Raw genomic sequence first — 18,560 nt, 5'->3', positions numbered from 1 at the left:
TTACTCCTTCAACTGGTGGTCGGGGAACTCGCGCAGCAGCAACGCAGCCCAGTCGAGGCCGGCGGCCGACAGCAAATGTTCGGCAAAATCCGTCAAACCATGCTGGCCGAGGATCGCGTCGATACGGGCCTGGGAGGCGGGATCGGACGCCCCGGCAAGCGCCAGCGCGATCGGTCCGAGCCCAAGCTCGAACAGGCGATTGCCGCGCGCGGACTGGAGGTAATAGTGCCGCTTGGGTGTCGCCCGCGCGATCAGCTCGATCTGCCGGGCGTTGAGCCCCAACCGCTGGTAGGCGACCGCGGACTGCGGCTCCAGCGCCCGCTCGTTCGGCAGCAGGATGCGCTGCGGGCAGCTTTCGATGATGGACGGCGCGATCGCGCTGTCCGCGATGTCGGCAAGGCTCTGGGTCGCGAACAGGACTGCGACATTCTTCTTCCGCAGCGTCTTCAGCCATTCGCGGATGCGGGCGGCGAACAGCGGATGGTCAAGGAAGATCCAGGCTTCATCGAGGATCAGGAGTGTCGGTCGGCCATCGAACCGCTGTTCGAGGCGGTGGAAGAGATAGGTGAGCACCGGCGCGACAACCGACGCCTGATCCAGCAACGCCTCGGTCTCAAAACATTGCAGGCTGTCGAGGCTGAACTCCGGCTCGACGGCATCCAGCAGCCGGCCATGTGGACCTTCGAGCGTGAAGGGCGAGAGAGCCATGCGGAGCGCCGAGGTCGGCAACAGCATGGAGAGACCGGTCAACGTCCGCTCGTCGGGGGGCGCGGAGGCGAGGCTGCCCAGCGCCGACCAGATCGCCTCCTTGACCTCGGGCGTGACCGCCAGCTGCTCGCCGGCGAGGAGGGCTGCAACCCAGTCGGCCGCCCAGCTGCGCTCGTCCGGATGGTCGATATGGCGGAGCGGCTGGAACGCGAGCCCTTCAGTCCCCAGCTGGTGGTGGGCACCACCCATCGCCAGCACGGCAGCGCGGGCGGACAGTCCCTTGTCGAACAGGAAGATCTGAGCGTCGGGGTAGCGGCGAAACTGCAGTGCGATAAGCGCCAGCAGCACGGATTTGCCGGCACCCGTGGGTCCGACCACCAGCATATGGCCGACATCGCCGACATGCGTCGAGAAACGGAACGGCGTGGTGCCGCTGGTCTGCGCCTGAAACAGTGGCGGGCCGTCGAGATGCCAGTTGCGTGCCTGCCCGGCCCAGACGGCGGAGAGTGGCATCAGGTGCGCGAGATTGAGGGTATGGACGAGGGGCTGGCGAACGTTGGCATAGACCTGCCCCGGCAGCGAGGAGAGCCAGGCTTCGACCGCGTTCAGCGTCTCGCGCTTCGAGGTGAACCCGAGCCCGTTCACCACGCGCTCGACGGCGCGCAGTTTCTCTTCGACACGGGTGCGGTCGCTGTCGGCAAGCGTGATGGTCGTGGTGAGATAGCCAAACGCGACATGGTCGCCGCCCAATGCCTGGAGGGCGAGGTCTGCATCGACCACCTTGTTGTCAGCGTCACTGTCGAGGAGTTGGGTCGGCTGGTTGTAGAGGACCTCGCGCAGCAGCGCGGTCACGGACTTGCGCTTGTTGAACCATTGCCTGCGGATGCGAGTCAGTGCTTTCGTGGCATCGCTCTTGTCGAGGGCGATGAAGCGGGTGACCCAGCGGTAGCCGAAGGACTGGTGGTTGAGCGCGTCGAGAAGGCCGGGCCGGCTCAGGTTGGGAAAGCCGAGCAGCGTGAGGGTGCGAAGGTGGAGATCGCCCAGACGGGGCTCGAGACCGCCCGTCAACATGGTGTCGGGAAGCAGCGCGTCGAGATAGGCGGGTGTCTCGGGCACAGCCACATCATGCGGTCGATCCGAGATGGTGCGATGGAGGTAGGTGAGTGTCTCGCCGTCCGTGAGCGCCTGCACCTCGGGCATGAAACCGGACAGGAGGTCGAGGAGGCGGTCGGTTTCTGCGAGGAAGCCGGACAGGGCGGTGTTCCAGTCACGTCCCTTGTCTTGGCGGGGTCGTTCTACCAGCGCCCGGCCAGCGGCTTCCTGGTTGTCGGCCGGCGGCAGCCACAGCAGCGTTCCGGTGAAGTGGCTCTCGAAATGCTGGCCTTGCGTTTCGAAGCCGGCGCGCCGTTCGGCGTCTACCAGCCATGAGGCGGCGTCCGGAAACCGGCCTTCCGGATAGCCAGGGGCCGGACGCCGATCCGCCTCGAAGAACAGCGCCCATCCTGTTCCCAGCCGCTTCAGGGCATTGTTGGCCCGAGCACAGACCGAGACCAGCTCGGCTTCGGTTGCGCTTTCGAGATCGGGCCCACGAAAGGCGAAGCTGCGCTGGAAACTCCCGTCCTTGTTGAGGATGACGCCGGGTGCAACCAGCGCCGCCCAGGGTAGATGGTCCGCCAGCCGGTCCGTCCGCGTGCGGTATTCGGCGAGGTTCAGCACGAGAGATGCCCCTTCTGACGCAGATGCCGGACGAGCACGGTCGCGAAGTCCGGATCCTGCCGGCCGGCGAATACGGCGAGGCTGTGGCCGATTGCCCAGAGCGCGATCCCGACCAGCCACTGTTGCAGCCCGAGGCCTACGGCGGCGGCCAGCGTACCGATCAGGATCGCGATCCCGCGCGGCGCACCGCCGAGCAGGATCGGCGAACCGAGGGATGCGTGGATGGGGGTTTCGAACCCTTCGACGTGGGTCATCAGACCAGCGCCCCGCCGCCGAAGCTGAAGAAGGACAGGAAGAAGGACGAGGCGGCAAAGGCGATTGAGAGTCCAAAGACGATCTGGATCAGACGCCGGAACCCGCCGGATGACTCCCCGAACGCCAGCGTCAACCCGGTGACGATGATGATGATCACCGCGATGATCTTGGCGACCGGCCCCTGCACGGATTCCAGCACCTGCTGCAGCGGCTCTTCCCATGGCATGCCGGAGCCGCCGGCGATGGCGCTTCCGGCAAGGGCAAAGGAAAGGCCGAGCCCGATCAGATGGGCCTGGCGACGAACGAGAGATTGAATATGCTGCATGGTCAGTCTCCTTCAGGGTTGAGGGGGTTTGGCGGCCGAGGCGCCGTGAAGCGGTAGCTGCCATCCGGGCTGAGCCCGGCGATCGATGCGATGGTCTGAAGCCGACGGCCGGTGCCCCGCCCCGCCAGGAACAGGACCATGTCGATGGCATCGGCGATGAGGGAGCGGGGCACCTGGACGACGGCTTCCTGGATCAGCTGCTCCAGTCGCATCAGGGCTGATTCCGCGCTGTTGGCGTGGATGGTGGCGACCCCGCCGGGATGGCCGGTGTTCCAGGCTTTCAGCATGTCGAGTGCTTCGGGGCCGCGCACTTCGCCGACGATGATGCGATCGGGCCTCAGGCGCAGCGTCGAGCGCACGAGGTCGCCCATCGTGACCGAACTCCCACGCGTCCGCAGCGCGACGGTATCGGGGGCTGGCGATTGCAGTTCGCGGGTGTCCTCGATCAGGATCACCCGTTCGTCACGATCGGCGAGTTCGGCCAGCAGCGCATTCGCAAGCGTGGTCTTGCCGGAGCTGGTGCCGCCCGCGACGAGGATGTTGCAACGCTCGGCAACGGCCGTCCGCAGCACCATGGCCTGCGTCTCCGACATCACCCCGTCCGCCACGTAGTCATGAAGCGTGTAGAGCCGGACGGCGGGCTTTCGGATCGAGAAGCAGGGTCCGAGCGAGACCGGCGGCAGCAGTCCCTCGAACCGCTCACCGGCGCTGGCGCCGTGGGACGGAAGTTCGGCCGAGACGATGGGGCGAGCCGATGCGATCTCGCCGCCGATGTTGGAGGCAACCAGCCGGATGATGCGCTCGACCTCGGCTGCCTCAATCCGGATATCGGTATCGACCCGCCCTTCACCCAGGATATCCAGCCGCAGGGCGCCGTCAGGATTGACCATGATTTCGGTGACAAGGTGATTGGCGAGCGCGGCTGCGATGGCCGGGCCGAAGGCGGTCTGCAACATGGTGCGGCGGCGGCCGCTGGCCACGCTTTCTGGGTACAATGTAGTCACGATGACCCTCCGTCTCCGGGAAGGCTGCGTCTGCCGGCAGCAATCTGCCGTCCGACCTGCGAGACAAAGGCTTCAAAGCGCTCCCGGCCAACCGCCCGGCCGACGGCGTCCGCCTCCGGCAGCGGCGCGGTCACCATCAGTTGGTAGCGGACGAAGAGCGCCAGGCTCTCCATCAGCACGTCGATGTCGCGCCGGGTTCCCGACAGCTCGCGGGTGATGCGGTCGAGCCGGGGCCGCAGCAGGTCATCGACCTCCTTCGCGCCTTTGCGGCCAAGCCAGTCCCGAAGTGCATCGTTCACCAGCCGGCTCTTGTTGCCGCGCCGCGCTGCCGCGAGCGTGTCGAGCGCCATGCTGAGCTCGCGGTCGAGGTAGAGGTTCTGCCGGACCTTCATGATGTCAGTCCTCCACCAGGTTGCGCTCAACGGACCGGTTGAACGCGAACCCCTGCTGGGCTGGGTTCGGTCCTTTCGCGCGGGCCATCGCGCGCGTTGCGACCGCGACATCCTCCTCTTCGCGAACAGGGCGAGGTTCGACCTCTTTCGCAACGGCAGTGGCATGCCCCGGCAGCTCCAGCTGGAGCTGCTGCTGACGGCCACCATCGTCCGCAGCCACGGTCTGCTGAACAACAGGTGGCGCTGCAGGCGGCCGCGGTAGTGAGACCCGATCGGACCAGTCGTCGGGCCGACGGGCGGGCCGGTCCGCATAGCGCCCCGCCGCCGGCAATGGAGGGCGCGACACCCGTTCGGCAAAATTGGGATCGAGATAGTAGCGCAGCTTCTTCGCGCGGATCGGCGACAGGCCGGCGACGAGAACCAGCTCGTCATCGGGCGGCAGTTGCATCACCTCGCCGGGCGTCAGCAGCTGGCGGGCGGTTTCCTGCCGGCTGACCATGACATGGGCAAGCCAGGGCGCCAGCCGGTGGCCGGCATAGTTGCGCATGGCGCGCTGCTCCGTGGCGGTTCCGAGCGCGTCGGAGATGCGTTTGGCGGTGCGCTCGTCGTTGGTCGCGAACGCGACGCGGACATGGCAGTTGTCCAGGATCGAGTTGTACTCGCCGTAGGCCTTCTCGATCTGGTTGAGGCTCTGGGCGATCAGGAAGGCGCGGATGCCGTACCCGGCCATGAAGGCGAGGCTGGTTTCGAAGAAATCGAGCCGCCCGAGTGCAGGAAACTCATCCAGCATCATCAGCAACTGGTGGCGGCGCACCGACAATCCGGAATGTTCCAGCCGCTCGGTGAGACGCCGGCCGATCTGGTTGAGGATGAGGCGCACGAGCGGCTTGGTGCGGCTGATGTCGGAAGGGGGAATGACGAGGTAGAGCGAACAGGGCCGCTCGGCCTCCATCAGATCCGCAATCCGCCAGTCGCAGGCAGACGTGACCTCGGCGACCGTCGGATCCCGGTAGAGCCCGAGGAATGACATGGCGGTGGAGAGCACGCCGGAGCGTTCATTCTCACTCTTGTTCAGTAGCTCGCGGGCGGCCGATGCCACGACCGGATGGGCGACTGTCTCACCCAGAACTCCGAGGTGATTTGTCCGTAGCATGGCTTTGAGCGTGGACTCGAAGCTGCGATCGGGATCGGAGAGGAGACTCGCTACCCGGGCAAGGGTCTTCTCCTCTTCTGCGTACAGAACGTGCAGGATAGCGCCGACGAGCAGCGAATGGCTGGTCTTCTCCCAGTGGTTACGTCGCTCCAGCGCGCCTTCGGGATCGACAAGGATGTCGGCGATATTCTGGACGTCGCGCACCTCGTACGCGCCGCGGCGGACTTCCAGCAGCGGGTTGTAGCGGGCAGACGCCGGATCAGTCGGATCGAACAGCAGGCAGTGCGAGAAGCGCGCTCGCCAGCCGGCGGTCAGGGCCCAGTTCTCGCCCTTTATGTCGTGGATGACCGCGGAGCCTGTCCAGGACAGGAGCGTCGGCACCACGAGCCCGACGCCCTTCCCGGAGCGGGTCGGGGCAAATGCCATGACATGCTCCGGACCATCATGGCGCAGGTAATTGCCGTGAAGCGTCCCGAGCATAACCCCGGCCGGACCATGCAGGCCTGCACCAAAAACCTCGCGCGGCGTCGCCCAGCGCGCGGAGCCATAGGTCGTGACATGGCGGGATTGGCGCGCGCGCCACAGCGAACCCGAGATGGCGGCCGCACAGCCCATGAATCCGCTGCCGCCAGCCAGCAGTCCGGCACGGTCGAACACATGCGGGGCATAGGCCTCATAGTGATACCACCAGATGAAGAGGGCCCAGGGCCGGTAGATCGGAACGCCGGAGAGCCGAAACCAGGCTCGGCCAAGCTCGGGCTGATGCCCCAGCATCGAGGCTGCCCATTGGGTGGCTGCCCAGACGCCCAGCACGACGATCGCGAATACGATGAGGATCTGGCCGATGAGCAGCTTTGTGGGTGTCACAACGAGCCTCCCGTCCGCCGAATCCTGTCAGGCGGGCAAGGCTCAGACTCTGTGACGGAGGCTCAAAATGGAACGGTGCTGCCGGGCCGCTCAGGGCGCGGAAGGGATCAGTCGGACCTAGAGCCCGGCCGCCTCACGCAGGTCGGCGATCCGCTCGAGCGACACTGCCTCGACAAGATCCCGCAGCCGGCGGACGGATTGCGACAGGGCGAGAAGGTCTTCCGGCGCGATCTCGTAGTTCGGCGAATAGCGCGCTTCGACATAGGCGCGCTTCAGAAGCTCGAAGCGCCGGCGATCCAGCCGACCGGCACGCGGCCAAGCCTCGATCAGTCGCGGCTCGCTGGCTTCCGCCAAAGAGCGCAGGAACTTGATGTTGTGGGAGCGAGGGAAATACAGCGTCCGTACCAGCAGGAAGCAAGCATACGAAGTTTCGGTCGCCTGATGCAGATTAAATGCTGCCAGCTTCCTGAATCCAGTGTCGGAAGACGCATTGGAAATATGGAACTCAACCGTAGCTAGCCAGCGATCGACGTCAGCCAGCTTCGCCGAAAAATACGTCGCGGCCATTTCATAGGCGTCCGCAGCTGTGAGCGGCTTGGGTGCGGCAAGCGCACTCCCCTGCCCCTCGTGCAGGGCAATCCCGTCGCGAGCGATATCGACCCAGAAATACTCCCCCCGGCTCAGCGCCCCGTTTACCTCATCAAGCGTGTGGACGATGATGTTGACCGGCCGCGCGATGGCAGGATCGTTCAGGATCCGCTCTTCCGCAACATACCAGTAGTCGGCAACATCGGTCAGATCCGGATGGCTGACGATGACGAGCAGGTCATAGTCCGACTGGTAACCATTCTCCGGCTCATCCACCCAGTCGTTCCGGGCGTAGCTGCCGAACAGGATGATCTTCAGAATCCGCCCGTTTTTCTTCCAGGGTTGGCTGGCACGCTCCGTTGCCTGCGTGAACTCCGTCATCAACAGCTGCGTCACCCGCTCCAGCTCGGCCTGTTGAACCGAGGGCAAATGATCCACATCGCGGCGCATGGCGGAGATTCTCGCGCCACCGCAGGTGGTTGGCAAGGCAAATATGCATTGAGCGGATCGCTGTGAACTGGACCCGATCCGAAAGTCAGCCTAACTCCGAAACCGACTAATTGCCCGCTTCCATTCCCGCTCGTCGGGCCAAGGCAGCGAGATAGTGGCCTTCTGCCCGCGCTCGAAACTCACTTGTCCCCGCCCGCCACATTGTGAACATTTCAGCCGTCGCCCGACGCGACCGAGCGAGTCATCCCAGTGCTTGCGCTCGAAGAGCCACCAGAGTTGATGAGGATCGAACACGGCTTCCCGGTTGCAGGGATAGCAGGTGGCGACGACAGATCGCTGCCACGCCGCCGCCTCGAATAGATTTGTCGGGACGCGGTTCCCCTCCTTGTCGAACTTCGCCACGTCATTCGACGATCAACGCCGGGTTGGGGAGCGTGCTGATAAGGTCGGATGTGCTGACACACCATGCCCGTGCCAGTGCATCAATCTCCGCCCGCGACACTGCCCCGCCGTAAGGCAGCGTTTGCAAGCGACGGGTCGGAATGCCGGTCAGCTTCGACAGTTGGTGGAGGGGCGTACATTCCTGGCCTTGCCACGCCTGGAACCAATCGGAGCCGCTGGCGATGGAACGGCGCATGAGGTTCACCAGATGCGCGTCTGCCAGCCGCTTCTGCACGGGGCGCTCGCCCTTACGCCGGCTCATATGGCGAGCGGCAACTGTTCACCCTGGCCGACGAAGGTTGCGCGCGCGTTCTGCGCGGCTTCAACCGCCTGCCGATAGTGGATGGTGGTGCAGCGTTCCGCCTCGTCAAAGCCGGTTGGTGCCCAATCATCCGTTGGATAGCAGGCGTCATAGATCGCGCGTGCAGCCGCACGCAGCTTGGGGTCATGCTGCATGATGGTATCTCTTTGCTGTTGCCGTGCCACGCTCCAAACGCGGGCAAACAGGATAGAACAAAAGTGGAACATGTCTCAACTGATTCGTGCTAGATTGCGATCCGCAGTGAGTCGGTCGAGGTGGCTATGGCGAGGATTTATACGGTCCAGAGCAGTGCAGCGGAGATAGCGGAACGGTTTGCGGCAGATGCCCCGCCGGGTCTGTCGGTGCCCCGCGAATGCACGGAGGGGGAGCCGGGCCTCGTTGTGTTTGAGCGGGGCGGCGTGCGGCATCTGCGAAGCATGACATGGGGGTTCCCCCGGCTAACGCGAGAGATGGACCTGCGAGGCGAAATGCCGGACCGCGTCGGCATGGTGTCCGACCTCACCAACCCCATGTGGGATAAGTTGGTGGTGGAACCGCGCTATCGCTGCCTCATCCCCATCACGAGCTTCGCCAACCCCGATGGCGTGGAAGGCAAGAAAATCCGCACCTGGTTCTCCGTGAAGGACACGCCCTTGATGGCCTGGGCGGGGTTCTGCCGCACAACGAATGAGTTCGGGCCAGTGTTTGCGGGGATGACTATGGAAGCGAACGCCGCCGTCATGCCCTACAATGAACGAATGCCAGTGCTGCTAGGCCGTGAGGAATGGGAGCGCTGGCTGCATGGCACCATTCAGGATGTCATCGGGTTCCAGTTCCGCGCTCCTATCGCCGCGGACCGGATGGAGATTACTCCCACCAAGCATGGCTGGCGGAGCGGCGTGGTGCCCGACATGCGCGCGGGAGAGTTGATCCAGGCTAGCGCCCCGCTGCGGCTCTGATAGCCTCCACCCATGTGCAATCTCTATACGGTCCGAAAGTCGATGGCTGAGGTGGCGGCGCACTTCGGCGTCTCAGCCCCAGTTTCAAGCAACGCACCGGAGGAGGTTTATCCCGGCTATCCCGGCATGGTGGTACGGGAGGCGGAAGGTGAGCGGATCATGCAGTCTATGGTGTGGGGGTTCCCGCTACGGCTGCAGGGGATGAAGCCGGAGTCCAAGCCAAAGCCGGTGAACAACATTGCCGACCTCAACAAGCCTATGTGGAAGGGTTTGGCAGCGAAACCGCAATGGCGCTGCCTGATCCCCGTCACCGGCTTTGCGGAAGCCGAGGGGCCGAAGGGCAGCAAGACGCGAACCTGGTTCAGCGTGAAGGACCAACCGGTGTTCGCCTGGGCGGGGCTCTGGCGTGACAGCGCAGAATGGGGGCCGGTGTATTCCGGGATGATGACGGAGTGCAACGAAGCAATTCGACCTGTGCATGATCGAATGCCGGTGCTGTTGATGCCGGACGAATATGACCTATGGCTCCAGGGTAGCTTCGACGACGCCCAAGGTTTTCAGGAGCGGCGCTTCCCCGACGACCTCATCCGGATGGAGCGAACGATTGAGCCTTGGCGCCGGGCAATATAGGATTGTCAGAGAAGTTAGACACCGCGTAATTGATTTAGCCACCCTCCTGGATGGTACGAAGTCGCGTTGACGCTTCAATGCAGGAGGGTGACCGATGTCGATCTTTGCTGGTTTGGATGTGAGCGACAAGAGCACGCATATCTGTGTGGTCGATGCCGAGGGTGGTGTGCTCCGGCGAGATGTGGTGGCGAGCGATCCCGAAGCGTTGGCCAGCTGGCTAAACCGTCATTGTCCCGACTTGGTGCGGGTGGTTCTGGAGACCGGCCCTCTGTCGACGTTTCTGTATCATGGTCTGGTCGAGCGGGGCATCCCGGTCGAGTGCATCTGCGCCCGTCATGCCAAAGGAGTATTGGCGGCTCGCGTGAACAAGAGTGACGTGCATGACGCCGAGGGGCTGGCGCAACTTGCCCGTACGGGTTGGTTCAAGCGCGTGCATATGAAGGCGTCAGCAACGCATATCGATCGCGCTGCGTTGCGCATCCGGGCACAGCTGATCACAACGCGGGTGGCTATGGGTAACCAACTGCGCGGACTCCTGAAGTTGTTCGGCCTTCGTCTCGGCGCCGCTCGCACGCCAGGAAAGCGACGCGAGCGGCTCATCGCCTTGTACGGGCAGCGGCCAGATCTAGAGCCGTTGTTTGCGCCCCTCGTGGCATCCATCGAGGTCATTGAAGAGCAGCTTCGCGCGTCCAACCGACTACTGGAAAGCCGGGCTGCCGATGATGCTGTATGCAGCCGGCTGATGAGCGTTCCGGGTGTCGGCCCGATCACTGCGCTGACCTTTACCGCTAGCATCGAGGACCCGCGTCGTTTTGCGCGCAGCGAAGATGTCGGCGCCTATGCCGGGCTGGTACCACGACGTAGCCAGTCAGGCGAACGCGATGTACGCGGCAACATTTCCAAGGCGGGCGATCCGATGCTCCGGCGATCACTCTACGAGGCCGCGAACATCATGCTGTGCCGCGTGCAGCGCCCATTTGCACTTCAGCAATGGGGGCAGCGCATCGCAGAATCGAAAGGCAACAAGCGCGCCAGGATCGCGGTTGCCCGCAAACTGGCCGTGCTGCTCCATTCGTTATGGCTGAACGAGACGGAGTTCCGCTGGACATGAAGCCAGCGCCCTTCTTCCCGGTAAGCCATGCCAGGGTGATCTCGCCCGGACTGTAGAGGCCATAACCTCGAGTTGGACCCAGAGACACCCACCCTTTTCGCCCGGCCGCGATCATGAAGGCTCGGACACAACGCCCTCACAGGCCGCCCGATGACCTCGAAGACAACCATTGGCACCGGGAAAAGGAATGCCCATGCGAAAATCAATTAGACAACTGTCCGGATAGGCGGCTTCTGGACCGAGACCAATAGGAAAGCGGACATTGATGTTGCGCCTGTGCCGGGGGCAGCTTCCGACCAGTTCACGTCGTTCCCGAAGCGCTCTCCGTATGTCGGCTTCCGACTGCAGCGGCCAGTCGCCGATCTCGGCCCAAACAATCGCCAGTGCACCATCAAAATATTCTGCCGATCGCTTGATCGTCCAAGTGCCGCCAACACGCCGCACCGCTTGGCAGTCCAGTATCTTCATCTCCAGTGGGAAATTTTTTAAAAGAGGAAATCGGGAAGGCACGGGCGCGCGGCTAAATCATCCTTGCAAAGGCTGCACCTCGCGGATGAGGTCGATGAGCAGGCGCAATCCGGTCGGTAGATGCCGACGCCCGGAATAGTAGACGTGGAAGCCGCTGCCCATGCTCGCCCAGTCCTCCAAGACGGGTTGCAGGGCACCAATCCGAAGATGCGGGCGAAGGGCCGCTTCCGTCGCGTACACGATGCCGGCACCACTCAGCCCGAAGGCGATGGCCGCGTGGCTGGCATCGACGGTCAGCGGGCCTGGCGTCGCGACGGCGCACTCGGTGCCGTCGCGCTCGAACTCCCACTGATAGACCTGATCGGTCCCCAGGCGGATGCCGATGCAACGATGCTTCTGCAGATCCTGCGGATCGGCCGGCGGGCCGAACCGAGCAAGATAGGCCGGTGATGCCGCCGCGATCCAGCGCAGGTCCGGGGACAGTCGCTGCGCGATCATGTCCTCGGGCACCGTGCCGCCGTAGCGGATGCCTGCGTCGAACCCACTGCCGATGACGTCGATCATGCGGTTGCTCACGCTGATGTCGATCGCGACCTCGGGATAGCGGTCGACGAAGACCGGCATGACTGGCTTGAGGATCAGGTCGACCGCGTCCTCAAGGACGTTGAGCCTGACGCGGCCTGCCGGCGCATCGCGGTAGCGGTCGAGCGCATCACCCGCAGTAGCGATGACCTGCATGGGGTCTTCGATGGTTGCGCGGAGTTCCTCACCTGCAGCGGTCAGCGTGACGCTGCGCGTCGTCCTGTTCAACAGTCGAACCCCGCGCCGCCCTTCAAGCGCCGTGATGGCGTGGCTGAGCGCCGAAGTGGTGACACCCATCGACGCGGCAGCCTTGCGGAAGCTGCCGTGCTTCGCGATGGCAAGGAAATAGGCGAAGTCCGCCAGGTCTGCGCGACTGAGTTGCATAATGAGCCTCTACACCATTGTTGAGCTTTGTTCACGAGCTCGTTGCGGATGAGACGGCTAATTTCGGCGGCGCCAACTTCCTAAATCGTACTTTGCAGCGATCGTCGTCGTGACGATCGGCATATGGAAAGGACGGCAGCCATGATGAGGATCGGCATTTGCCTCGCCACGCTGCTGCTGCCCGCAGGCGCGCACGCACAGCAAGGAGAAAGCGGTATGAGCATCGAACGCAAGGCGGACATGAAGACGGTCGAGGGACCGGCCGACTATTTCACCGGCAAGGCGACGATCACCGGCCAGTTCCAGCGCGAGGCGCCGTCCCGCGTCTCCGGCGCGATCGTCCATTTCGAGCCCGGTGCCCGCACCGCCTGGCACACGCACCCCGCCGGCCAGACGCTGATCGTGACCGAGGGCGTGGGCTGGACGCAGATCGACGGCGGGCCGAAGCTGGAGTTCCACGCCGGCGACATCGTGGCGTGCCCGGCGGACAAGCGGCACTGGCACGGCGCGACCGACACGCAGGCGATGACCCATGTCGCGATCCAGGAGGTGGTAGACGGCACGCCGGTGACGTGGCTGGAGAAAGTGACGGACGAGGAATATCTCGCGCCGCTCGGCGGGCGCTGAGCCATGCCGCACGTCGTCGTGAAGCTGTGGCCCGGAAAGTCCGCGGACCAGAAGCAGGCGGTTTCGGACGCGATCGTCGCGGCCGTGACGAGGACACTCGGATACGGCGGCGACTCCGTGTCGGTCGGCTTCGAGGAGGTCGCGCCCGGCGAATGGCAGGCGCGCGTCTACGACCCCGACATTCGCGATCGCTGGAACACATTGACCAAGGAGCCGGGCTACGGCCCCGGTCCCCGGCGCTGACATGACATCGGAGAATCCCATGACCCTGAACGAAACATCGACGCTGGCGAATGCGGTGGCGATCCCGCGCCTCGGCTTAGGCACCTGGATCATCCCGAACGATGACGCGGCACGCGCCGTCGGTGAGGCGACCCCCGCGTCGCATCTGCAAACGCCCTGACGAAGCGAGGGAGGCCAATCACATGTCGCATCGCGATCGTAATTTCACCCGCCGCGCGATGCTGAAAGCCGGGGGCACGGGCACCGCCCTGCTGCTCGCCGGCACCGCATCAGCCACCGGCCAAATGAGGAGCATCACCATGTCGCAATCTGACACTGTTTTCCCCAAGAGCGACCGCGTCGACACGCGCCAGGTCCGCTTCACCAACCGCTATGGCATCACGCTGGTCGGCAACCTGTATCTGCCGAAGGATGCCGCGGGCCGGCGCCTGCCGGCACTCGCCGTTTGCGGACCGTTCGGCGCGGTGAAGGAACAGTCGTCGGGCCTTTATGCGCAGAAGATGGCCGAGCGCGGCTTCGCAGCGCTGGCGTTCGACGCATCCTACACCGGCGAGAGCGGGGGCACGCCGCGCAACATCGCCTCGCCCGACATCAATACCGAGGATTTCAGCGCGGCGGTGGATTTCCTGGGGCTCCAGGGCGGGATCGATCGCGAACGGATCGGGATCATCGGGATCTGCGGCTTCGGCGGCATGGGCCTGAGCGCGGCGGCGATCGACAAGCGCGTCAAGGCGGTCGTCGCCAGCACGATGTATGACATGAGCCGCGTGATGTCGAAGGGCTATAACGACAGCGTCACCCCGGAACAGCGGCACGCCACGCTGGAGAAGCTGAGTCGTCAGCGCTGGGACGATGCCATGAAGGGGTCCCCAGCCTATGGCCCGCCCGCGAATACGCTGAATGGCGGCGAGGCGCAGTTCCTGGTCGATTATCACGATTATTACATGACTCCGCGCGGCTATCACGAGCGGGCGGTCAATTCGGGCAAATCGTGGTCGCAGACAACACCGCTTTCCTTCATGAACTTCCCGCTGCTCACGAACATCGCCGAGATCGCGCCGCGCCCGGTGATGATCGTCCACGGCGAGAAGGCGCACTCGCGCTATTTCGGCGAAACTGCCTTCGCGGCCGCCGCCCAGCCCAAGGAACTGGTGATCGTCCCCGGCGCCAGTCACGTCGATCTCTACGACCGGATGGACAAGATCCCGTTCGACCGGATGACCGAGTTCTTCCGCAAGGGCCTGGCAGGCGCGCGTCTGTGACCCTGACATCCAGGACCACTGGAACGCGCTCACCAAGCAGCCGGCCTACGGCCCCGGCCCGAACCGATAAAAGAAATTGGAGACCATCATGATTCTAAACCAAACATCGACGCTGGCGAACGGGGTGGCGATTCCGCGCCTGGGCTTCGGCACCTGGATGATCCCGAACGACGACGCGGCGCGCGCCGTCGGCGAGGCGATCGGCGTCGGCTATCGCCACATCGACACCGCGCAGGCCTATGACAATGAAGCAGGTGTGGGCGAAGGCCTTCGCGCCAGCGGGGTCGCGCGTGACCAGTTGTTCGTGACGACCAAGCTCGTCGCGGAGAGCAAGTCCCATGCCGATGCGGCAGCGCGCATCGACGGCTCGCTGCAGGCACTTGGGCTGGATCAAATCGATCTGATGCTCATCCACAGCCCGCAGCCCTGGGCCGAGTTTCGCGAGGGCGACCGCCATTTCGAGGGCAATCTCGAGGCGTGGCGCGCGCTGGAGGACGCCTACCGGGCGGGCAAACTGCGCGCGATCGGGGTGTCCAACTTCGAACGCGTCGACCTCGAAAACCTAAGCCGCAATGGCAGCATCGCTCCGATGGTCGACCAAGTGATGGCTCATGTCGGCGACACGCCGTTCGATCTGATAGACTATGCCCAGTCGCAGGACATTCTCGTCCAGGCGTATTCGCCGGTGGCGCATGGCGCGGTGCTGAAGGACGCGCGCCTTGCCGAGATGGCGGGCCGTTACGGCGTCAGCGTGGCTCAGCTCTGCATCCGCTACTGCCTGCAACTCGGCCTCGCGCCTTTGCCCAAGACGTCCAACGTCGCGCACATGCGCGAGAACGCCGCGGTCGATTTCACGATCACCGACGCCGACATGGCCACGCTCCGGCAGACCCGCGACGCCGATTATGGCGAGGCAAGCGCGTTCCCGGTCTTCGGCAAGAAGCGCCAAGCCGATACTAATGACGCGGAGGGCTGAGTCATGAACCCAATCTATGATTATGCCGGCAAGGTCGCCTTCGTCACCGGTGCGGCGTCGGGCATGGGCCTCGCCACGGCGAAAGCGTTCGCCGCAGCCGGAGCCGCAGTCGCGCTGGTCGATGCGAAAGGCGACGCGGTCGCCAAGGCGGCAAGCGAACTGGAGGCATCGGGCGCACGGGTTCTCGCCATCACCTGCGACGTGTCCGACGAGGCGCAGGTCAAGGCTGCGGTCGAGCGCACTGTCGCCGACCTCGGTGGGCTGGACATGGCGTTCAACAACGCCGGCATCCAGAGCGGCGCGACCGAGCTCGCCGATGTCGCGATGGCGGACTACGACCGGATGCTCGGCATCAACCTGCGCGGTGTGTTCGCCTGCATGAAGTTTCAGCTCGTGCAGATGAAGCGCCAGGGCTCGGGCGCGATCGTCAACTGCTCGTCGCTCGGCGGCTTCGTCGGCGTGCCGGGACGTTCGGCCTATCACGCCGCCAAACACGGCATCCACGGCGCCAGCAAAAGCGCGGCGCTGGAATATGCCGCACAAGGCATCCGCATCAACGTCGTGGCACCGGGCATCATGGACACGCCGATGGTCGCGGACATGAAGAAGGCGGAAGCCGGCGTCATCGAGGACATGATGCGCGACGTGCCCATCAAGCGCCTCGGCGAGGCCGACGAGGTCGCTGCCGCTGTGCTGTGGCTGTGCAGCCCCGGCGCGAGCTTTGTCGTCGGCCATATGCTCGCCGTCGACGGCGGCTACGTCGCGCGGTGAACCGGGCACCCCTGATCGATCCGGTCGATCCGCCCCATACTAGTCCGGATCGACCGGATCGGGGCCTCGCCCCCGCCGTATCGGTGATGGCTGCGGTCTTCCTCGCCTTCCTGATGATCGGCATGGCGATGCCAGTCTTGCCGCTTCACGTCCATGACGTCCTGGGGTTCGGGCCGTTCGTCGTCGGCCTCGTCGCGGGCGGTCAGTTCCTCGCTTCGCTCTTGTCGCGGCTGTGGGCGGGGCGGCTCACCGATACTCGTGGGCCGAAGCGCGCGATGATCCTGGGGCTGATCGCCGGCGCACTTGGCGGCGGCTGCTATCTCGCCTCGCTCGTCTTCCTCGCCACGCCGGTCTGGTCGGTCGCATTGCTGCTGGTCGGCCGCACCCTGCTCGGCGGGGCGGAAAGCCTCATCATCACCAGCGGCATGCTCTGGGGCCTCGCCCTTGTCGCGGCCGACCGGTCGGCGAAGGTGATCGCTTGGGTAGGAATGGCGATGTTCGCGGCGATGGCGGTCGGCGCGCCGATCGGCAGCGCGATCTACGAGCATTTCGCGTTCGCCGGCATCGCGGTCGCGAGTACGATCATCCCGCTCGCCGCGCTCACCGTCATCATGCCGCTCCGTGCGCTGATTCCCGCGACGGCGCCGAAGGGGAACGTCCGCACGGTCCTGTCCGCCGTCCTGCTTCCCGGACTGGGCTTCGCGCTCAGCGGTGTCACCTTCGGATCGATGACAGCGTTCCTCACGCTCTATTTCTCGGTCGAGGGATGGGCACACGGTGCGCTTGCCTTCTCGTTGTTCGCCGTGGCACTGATCGTCGCGCGGATCGTCGGCGGGCATCTGCCCGATCGTCATGGCGGTGCGCGCGTCGCCGGCATCTGCTTGTTCGGACAGGCGGCGGGACTGCTCGTGATCGCAACGGCGCCATCCGCGACCGTCGCCATGCTGGGCGCGGTCATTGCCGGCGCGGGCTTCTCACTCGTCTTCCCGAGCCTGGGTCTGGAGGCGGTGCGGCGCGCACCCGCAGCCAACCGCGGCATGGCGATGGGCTTGTACAACGCGTTCCTCGACCTGACGCTGGGGCTGGGCAGTCCCGCGCTCGGTCTGCTCGCCGGTCAGGCCGGCCTGGGCTCGGTCTTCCTGGCAAGCGCGGTCGCTGCCATCGTCGCGGTCCCGATCGCGTGGCGGCTGCTGCCTCGTGGTGGCAGGCCGCTACTCTGAGCCAGGATCGCGCTCACTCAAGTTATCATGCTTTTCGGAACGCCGGCAAACGGCAGTTCTTTCATCCGAACCCGCCATTCGAAAGGTTTGCTATGGAATGACCGCAATGTCCCAGGTGCCCGTGTCCGGCTGACTACCGGACACGGGCACCCAAGGGTTCAGATCTCAGTGTTTTCGGCAAGGGCAAGCGCGTCTTCCACGTCGATCCCGAGATAGCGCACCGTATTCTCTATCTTGCTGTGGCCGAGAAGGATCTGGACGGCTCGCAGATTGCCGGTTGCCCTGTAGATGATCGATGCCTTCGTTCGCCGAAGTGAGTGGGTGCCATACTCGCTTCGCATCAAACCGACCCCTGTCACCCATTCATCGACAAGTCGAGCATACTGGCGAGTGCTGAGATGCCCATTATGATCGACTCGGCTCGGGAACACGTAATCGTCTACGGTGCCACCACGGCGTTCGAGCCATGCCAGCAAACTCGCTCGAGCATCTGGCAGTAGTTCGAACTGGACGGGCCGGCCTGTTTTCTGCTGCATAACGGTTGCCCGCGTTCGGATTTGCCCTCCGCTGACGAGGTCGCCGATCTTCATCTGCACCAGATCGCAGCCCCGTAGTTTGCTGTCGATCGCGAGATCGAACAGCGCCCGGTCTCGCAGGCGGCGGCGCTGATTGAGGTAAAAACGGATTTCCCAGATCTGTTTCGGTTTCAGGGCCCGCTTTGCACCCACGGTCCTTCCGGCATTCCAGACCGGGCGCTTGGCGGCGGTGAGTTCGGTTTCAGGCATCTCCATGATAGTTCTCCTATGGCCACATTGGCCATCTGCAGAACGCTTGCCGGCGACGATGCGCAGGACTTGGCGCGGGGCTCGTGCCGACCAGCTCACGCCGATCCGAGGCGGTATTGGTTAGGTCGGCTTACGCCAACACCGGCCATTCCGAGCGCCTCGCTCCGTCTATCGATGCCGCCATCGCGACCTCGGCTCCCTTGGCTGACATCGGCCCCTGTTTGCTGGCGGGAGCATCTCGGAGGTTAGGCGCGGGCGATGTGGTGAAGTTTTAAACCACACTTTTCGCGAACTACGCGGCGGTACAGGGTGCGATGTCGCAGGTCGGAGCAAACGTCGTGA

The 18,560-nt window shown here is 64.5% G+C and carries 22 protein-coding genes; 10 read left to right on the top strand and 12 right to left on the bottom strand.

Going from position 1 to position 18,560, the window contains the following annotated elements; translation table 11 throughout:
* The 9 genes from trbE to IM784_RS10575 form a co-directional block, all read right to left on the bottom strand.
* The gene (gene trbE, locus IM784_RS10615; RefSeq protein ID WP_199555297.1) at nucleotides 1-2,424 is read right to left on the bottom strand and encodes a conjugal transfer protein TrbE; all 2,424 of its coding nucleotides are present in this window, start codon (nucleotides 2,422-2,424) and stop codon (nucleotides 1-3) included.
* Nucleotides 2,418-2,678, bottom strand: coding sequence for a VirB3 family type IV secretion system protein (locus IM784_RS10610; RefSeq protein ID WP_199555296.1), 261 nt, complete (start codon nucleotides 2,676-2,678; stop codon nucleotides 2,418-2,420). The genes trbE and IM784_RS10610 overlap by 7 nt, the downstream gene beginning before the upstream one ends.
* Nucleotides 2,678-3,004, bottom strand: a complete 327-nt coding sequence (locus tag IM784_RS10605; RefSeq protein WP_199555295.1) for a TrbC/VirB2 family protein — start codon at nucleotides 3,002-3,004, stop codon at nucleotides 2,678-2,680. The genes IM784_RS10610 and IM784_RS10605 overlap by 1 nt, the downstream gene beginning before the upstream one ends.
* A gap of 2 nt (nucleotides 3,005-3,006) precedes the next feature.
* Complete coding sequence (trbB, locus tag IM784_RS10600) at nucleotides 3,007-3,960, bottom strand: P-type conjugative transfer ATPase TrbB (RefSeq protein WP_199555443.1); 954 nt, start codon at nucleotides 3,958-3,960, stop codon at nucleotides 3,007-3,009.
* A 44-nt stretch (nucleotides 3,961-4,004) separates the two neighbouring features.
* A complete protein-coding gene (locus IM784_RS10595; RefSeq protein ID WP_199555294.1) occupies nucleotides 4,005-4,400 on the bottom strand; it encodes a CopG family transcriptional regulator in 396 nt (131 codons plus the stop codon).
* Between the two features lie 4 nt (nucleotides 4,401-4,404).
* Complete coding sequence (locus tag IM784_RS10590) at nucleotides 4,405-6,420, bottom strand: conjugal transfer protein TraG (protein ID WP_199555293.1); 2,016 nt, start codon at nucleotides 6,418-6,420, stop codon at nucleotides 4,405-4,407.
* A 117-nt stretch (nucleotides 6,421-6,537) separates the two neighbouring features.
* Nucleotides 6,538-7,404: a HEPN domain-containing protein gene (locus tag IM784_RS10585; protein ID WP_328799509.1), complete on the bottom strand. Its 867-nt coding sequence runs from the start codon at nucleotides 7,402-7,404 to the stop codon at nucleotides 6,538-6,540.
* 457 nt (nucleotides 7,405-7,861) lie between these two features.
* Nucleotides 7,862-8,161, bottom strand: coding sequence for a hypothetical protein (locus IM784_RS10580; RefSeq protein ID WP_199555291.1), 300 nt, complete (start codon nucleotides 8,159-8,161; stop codon nucleotides 7,862-7,864).
* A complete protein-coding gene (locus IM784_RS10575; protein WP_199555290.1) occupies nucleotides 8,158-8,355 on the bottom strand; it encodes a hypothetical protein in 198 nt (65 codons plus the stop codon). Before IM784_RS10575 ends, IM784_RS10580 begins: the two co-directional genes overlap by 4 nt.
* A 126-nt stretch (nucleotides 8,356-8,481) precedes the next feature.
* Between IM784_RS10575 and IM784_RS10570 the strand changes: the two genes are divergently transcribed.
* The 3 genes from IM784_RS10570 (at nucleotide 8,482) to IM784_RS10560 (ending at nucleotide 10,900) form a co-directional block, all read left to right on the top strand.
* The gene (locus tag IM784_RS10570; protein WP_199555289.1) at nucleotides 8,482-9,159 is read left to right on the top strand and encodes an SOS response-associated peptidase family protein; all 678 of its coding nucleotides are present in this window, start codon (nucleotides 8,482-8,484) and stop codon (nucleotides 9,157-9,159) included.
* A 12-nt stretch (nucleotides 9,160-9,171) separates the two neighbouring features.
* Nucleotides 9,172-9,789 (top strand): SOS response-associated peptidase, encoded by a 618-nt coding sequence (locus tag IM784_RS10565; protein WP_199555288.1) that lies wholly within the window; start codon nucleotides 9,172-9,174, stop codon nucleotides 9,787-9,789.
* A 94-nt stretch (nucleotides 9,790-9,883) separates the two neighbouring features.
* Nucleotides 9,884-10,900, top strand: coding sequence for an IS110 family RNA-guided transposase (locus IM784_RS10560; RefSeq protein WP_199555287.1), 1,017 nt, complete (start codon nucleotides 9,884-9,886; stop codon nucleotides 10,898-10,900).
* Between the two features lie 111 nt (nucleotides 10,901-11,011).
* Here IM784_RS10560 and IM784_RS10555 read toward each other — a convergent pair whose 3' ends face one another.
* Both IM784_RS10555 and IM784_RS10550 read right to left on the bottom strand, forming a co-directional pair.
* Entirely contained in the window at nucleotides 11,012-11,368 is a 357-nt protein-coding gene (locus tag IM784_RS10555; protein ID WP_199555286.1) for a hypothetical protein, read from the bottom strand.
* Between the two features lie 57 nt (nucleotides 11,369-11,425).
* A complete protein-coding gene (locus tag IM784_RS10550) occupies nucleotides 11,426-12,334 on the bottom strand; it encodes a LysR family transcriptional regulator (RefSeq protein ID WP_199555285.1) in 909 nt (302 codons plus the stop codon).
* A gap of 141 nt (nucleotides 12,335-12,475) precedes the next feature.
* Between IM784_RS10550 and IM784_RS10545 the strand changes: the two genes are divergently transcribed.
* The 7 genes from IM784_RS10545 to IM784_RS10515 all read left to right on the top strand — a co-directional run bounded on the left by IM784_RS10545 (nucleotide 12,476) and on the right by IM784_RS10515 (nucleotide 17,433).
* Nucleotides 12,476-12,961, top strand: a complete 486-nt coding sequence (locus IM784_RS10545; RefSeq protein WP_235976969.1) for a (R)-mandelonitrile lyase — start codon at nucleotides 12,476-12,478, stop codon at nucleotides 12,959-12,961.
* 3 nt (nucleotides 12,962-12,964) lie between these two features.
* The gene (locus IM784_RS10540) at nucleotides 12,965-13,204 is read left to right on the top strand and encodes a tautomerase family protein (protein ID WP_199555284.1); all 240 of its coding nucleotides are present in this window, start codon (nucleotides 12,965-12,967) and stop codon (nucleotides 13,202-13,204) included.
* 19 nt (nucleotides 13,205-13,223) lie between these two features.
* Nucleotides 13,224-13,364: a hypothetical protein gene (locus IM784_RS10535; RefSeq protein WP_199555283.1), complete on the top strand. Its 141-nt coding sequence runs from the start codon at nucleotides 13,224-13,226 to the stop codon at nucleotides 13,362-13,364.
* Between the two features lie 58 nt (nucleotides 13,365-13,422).
* On the top strand, nucleotides 13,423-14,466 hold the full coding sequence (locus tag IM784_RS10530; protein WP_235976967.1) for an alpha/beta hydrolase: 1,044 nt from the start codon (nucleotides 13,423-13,425) through the stop codon (nucleotides 14,464-14,466).
* Nucleotides 14,467-14,542: 76 nt separating this feature from the next.
* Complete coding sequence (locus tag IM784_RS10525) at nucleotides 14,543-15,442, top strand: aldo/keto reductase (protein ID WP_199555281.1); 900 nt, start codon at nucleotides 14,543-14,545, stop codon at nucleotides 15,440-15,442.
* 3 nt (nucleotides 15,443-15,445) lie between these two features.
* Nucleotides 15,446-16,213: an SDR family NAD(P)-dependent oxidoreductase gene (locus tag IM784_RS10520; RefSeq protein WP_199555280.1), complete on the top strand. Its 768-nt coding sequence runs from the start codon at nucleotides 15,446-15,448 to the stop codon at nucleotides 16,211-16,213.
* A complete protein-coding gene (locus IM784_RS10515) occupies nucleotides 16,210-17,433 on the top strand; it encodes an arabinose transporter (RefSeq protein ID WP_207791730.1) in 1,224 nt (407 codons plus the stop codon). The genes IM784_RS10520 and IM784_RS10515 overlap by 4 nt, the downstream gene beginning before the upstream one ends.
* 158 nt (nucleotides 17,434-17,591) lie before the next feature.
* Here the strand turns inward: IM784_RS10515 and IM784_RS10510 are convergent, their stop codons facing one another.
* A complete protein-coding gene (locus IM784_RS10510; protein WP_199555278.1) occupies nucleotides 17,592-18,224 on the bottom strand; it encodes a tyrosine-type recombinase/integrase in 633 nt (210 codons plus the stop codon).
* Between the last annotated feature and the right edge of the window lie 336 nt (nucleotides 18,225-18,560).

Source organism: Sandaracinobacteroides hominis, from assembly GCF_016464365.1.
In the GTDB taxonomy this organism is placed as follows: Bacteria; Pseudomonadota; Alphaproteobacteria; order Sphingomonadales; family Sphingomonadaceae; genus Sandaracinobacteroides; species Sandaracinobacteroides hominis.
This window is presented reverse-complemented; position numbering and strand designations above follow the sequence as displayed.

Coding starts and splice junctions, on each gene's coding strand:
- IM784_RS10570 (WP_199555289.1), top strand. CDS start 8,482: ATGGCGAGGATTTATACGGTCCAGAGCAGTGCAGCGGAGATAGCGGAA.
- IM784_RS10535 (WP_199555283.1), top strand. CDS start 13,224: ATGACCCTGAACGAAACATCGACGCTGGCGAATGCGGTGGCGATCCCG.
- IM784_RS10595 (WP_199555294.1), bottom strand. CDS start 4,400: ATGAAGGTCCGGCAGAACCTCTACCTCGACCGCGAGCTCAGCATGGCG.
- IM784_RS10565 (WP_199555288.1), top strand. CDS start 9,172: ATGTGCAATCTCTATACGGTCCGAAAGTCGATGGCTGAGGTGGCGGCG.
- IM784_RS10560 (WP_199555287.1), top strand. CDS start 9,884: ATGTCGATCTTTGCTGGTTTGGATGTGAGCGACAAGAGCACGCATATC.
- IM784_RS10540 (WP_199555284.1), top strand. CDS start 12,965: ATGCCGCACGTCGTCGTGAAGCTGTGGCCCGGAAAGTCCGCGGACCAG.
- IM784_RS10575 (WP_199555290.1), bottom strand. CDS start 8,355: ATGCAGCATGACCCCAAGCTGCGTGCGGCTGCACGCGCGATCTATGAC.
- IM784_RS10605 (WP_199555295.1), bottom strand. CDS start 3,004: ATGCAGCATATTCAATCTCTCGTTCGTCGCCAGGCCCATCTGATCGGG.
- IM784_RS10610 (WP_199555296.1), bottom strand. CDS start 2,678: ATGACCCACGTCGAAGGGTTCGAAACCCCCATCCACGCATCCCTCGGT.
- IM784_RS10545 (WP_235976969.1), top strand. CDS start 12,476: ATGATGAGGATCGGCATTTGCCTCGCCACGCTGCTGCTGCCCGCAGGC.
- IM784_RS10520 (WP_199555280.1), top strand. CDS start 15,446: ATGAACCCAATCTATGATTATGCCGGCAAGGTCGCCTTCGTCACCGGT.
- IM784_RS10510 (WP_199555278.1), bottom strand. CDS start 18,224: ATGGAGATGCCTGAAACCGAACTCACCGCCGCCAAGCGCCCGGTCTGG.
- IM784_RS10550 (WP_199555285.1), bottom strand. CDS start 12,334: ATGCAACTCAGTCGCGCAGACCTGGCGGACTTCGCCTATTTCCTTGCC.
- IM784_RS10530 (WP_235976967.1), top strand. CDS start 13,423: ATGCTGAAAGCCGGGGGCACGGGCACCGCCCTGCTGCTCGCCGGCACC.
- IM784_RS10555 (WP_199555286.1), bottom strand. CDS start 11,368: ATGAAGATACTGGACTGCCAAGCGGTGCGGCGTGTTGGCGGCACTTGG.
- IM784_RS10580 (WP_199555291.1), bottom strand. CDS start 8,161: ATGAGCCGGCGTAAGGGCGAGCGCCCCGTGCAGAAGCGGCTGGCAGAC.
- trbB (WP_199555443.1), bottom strand. CDS start 3,960: ATGTTGCAGACCGCCTTCGGCCCGGCCATCGCAGCCGCGCTCGCCAAT.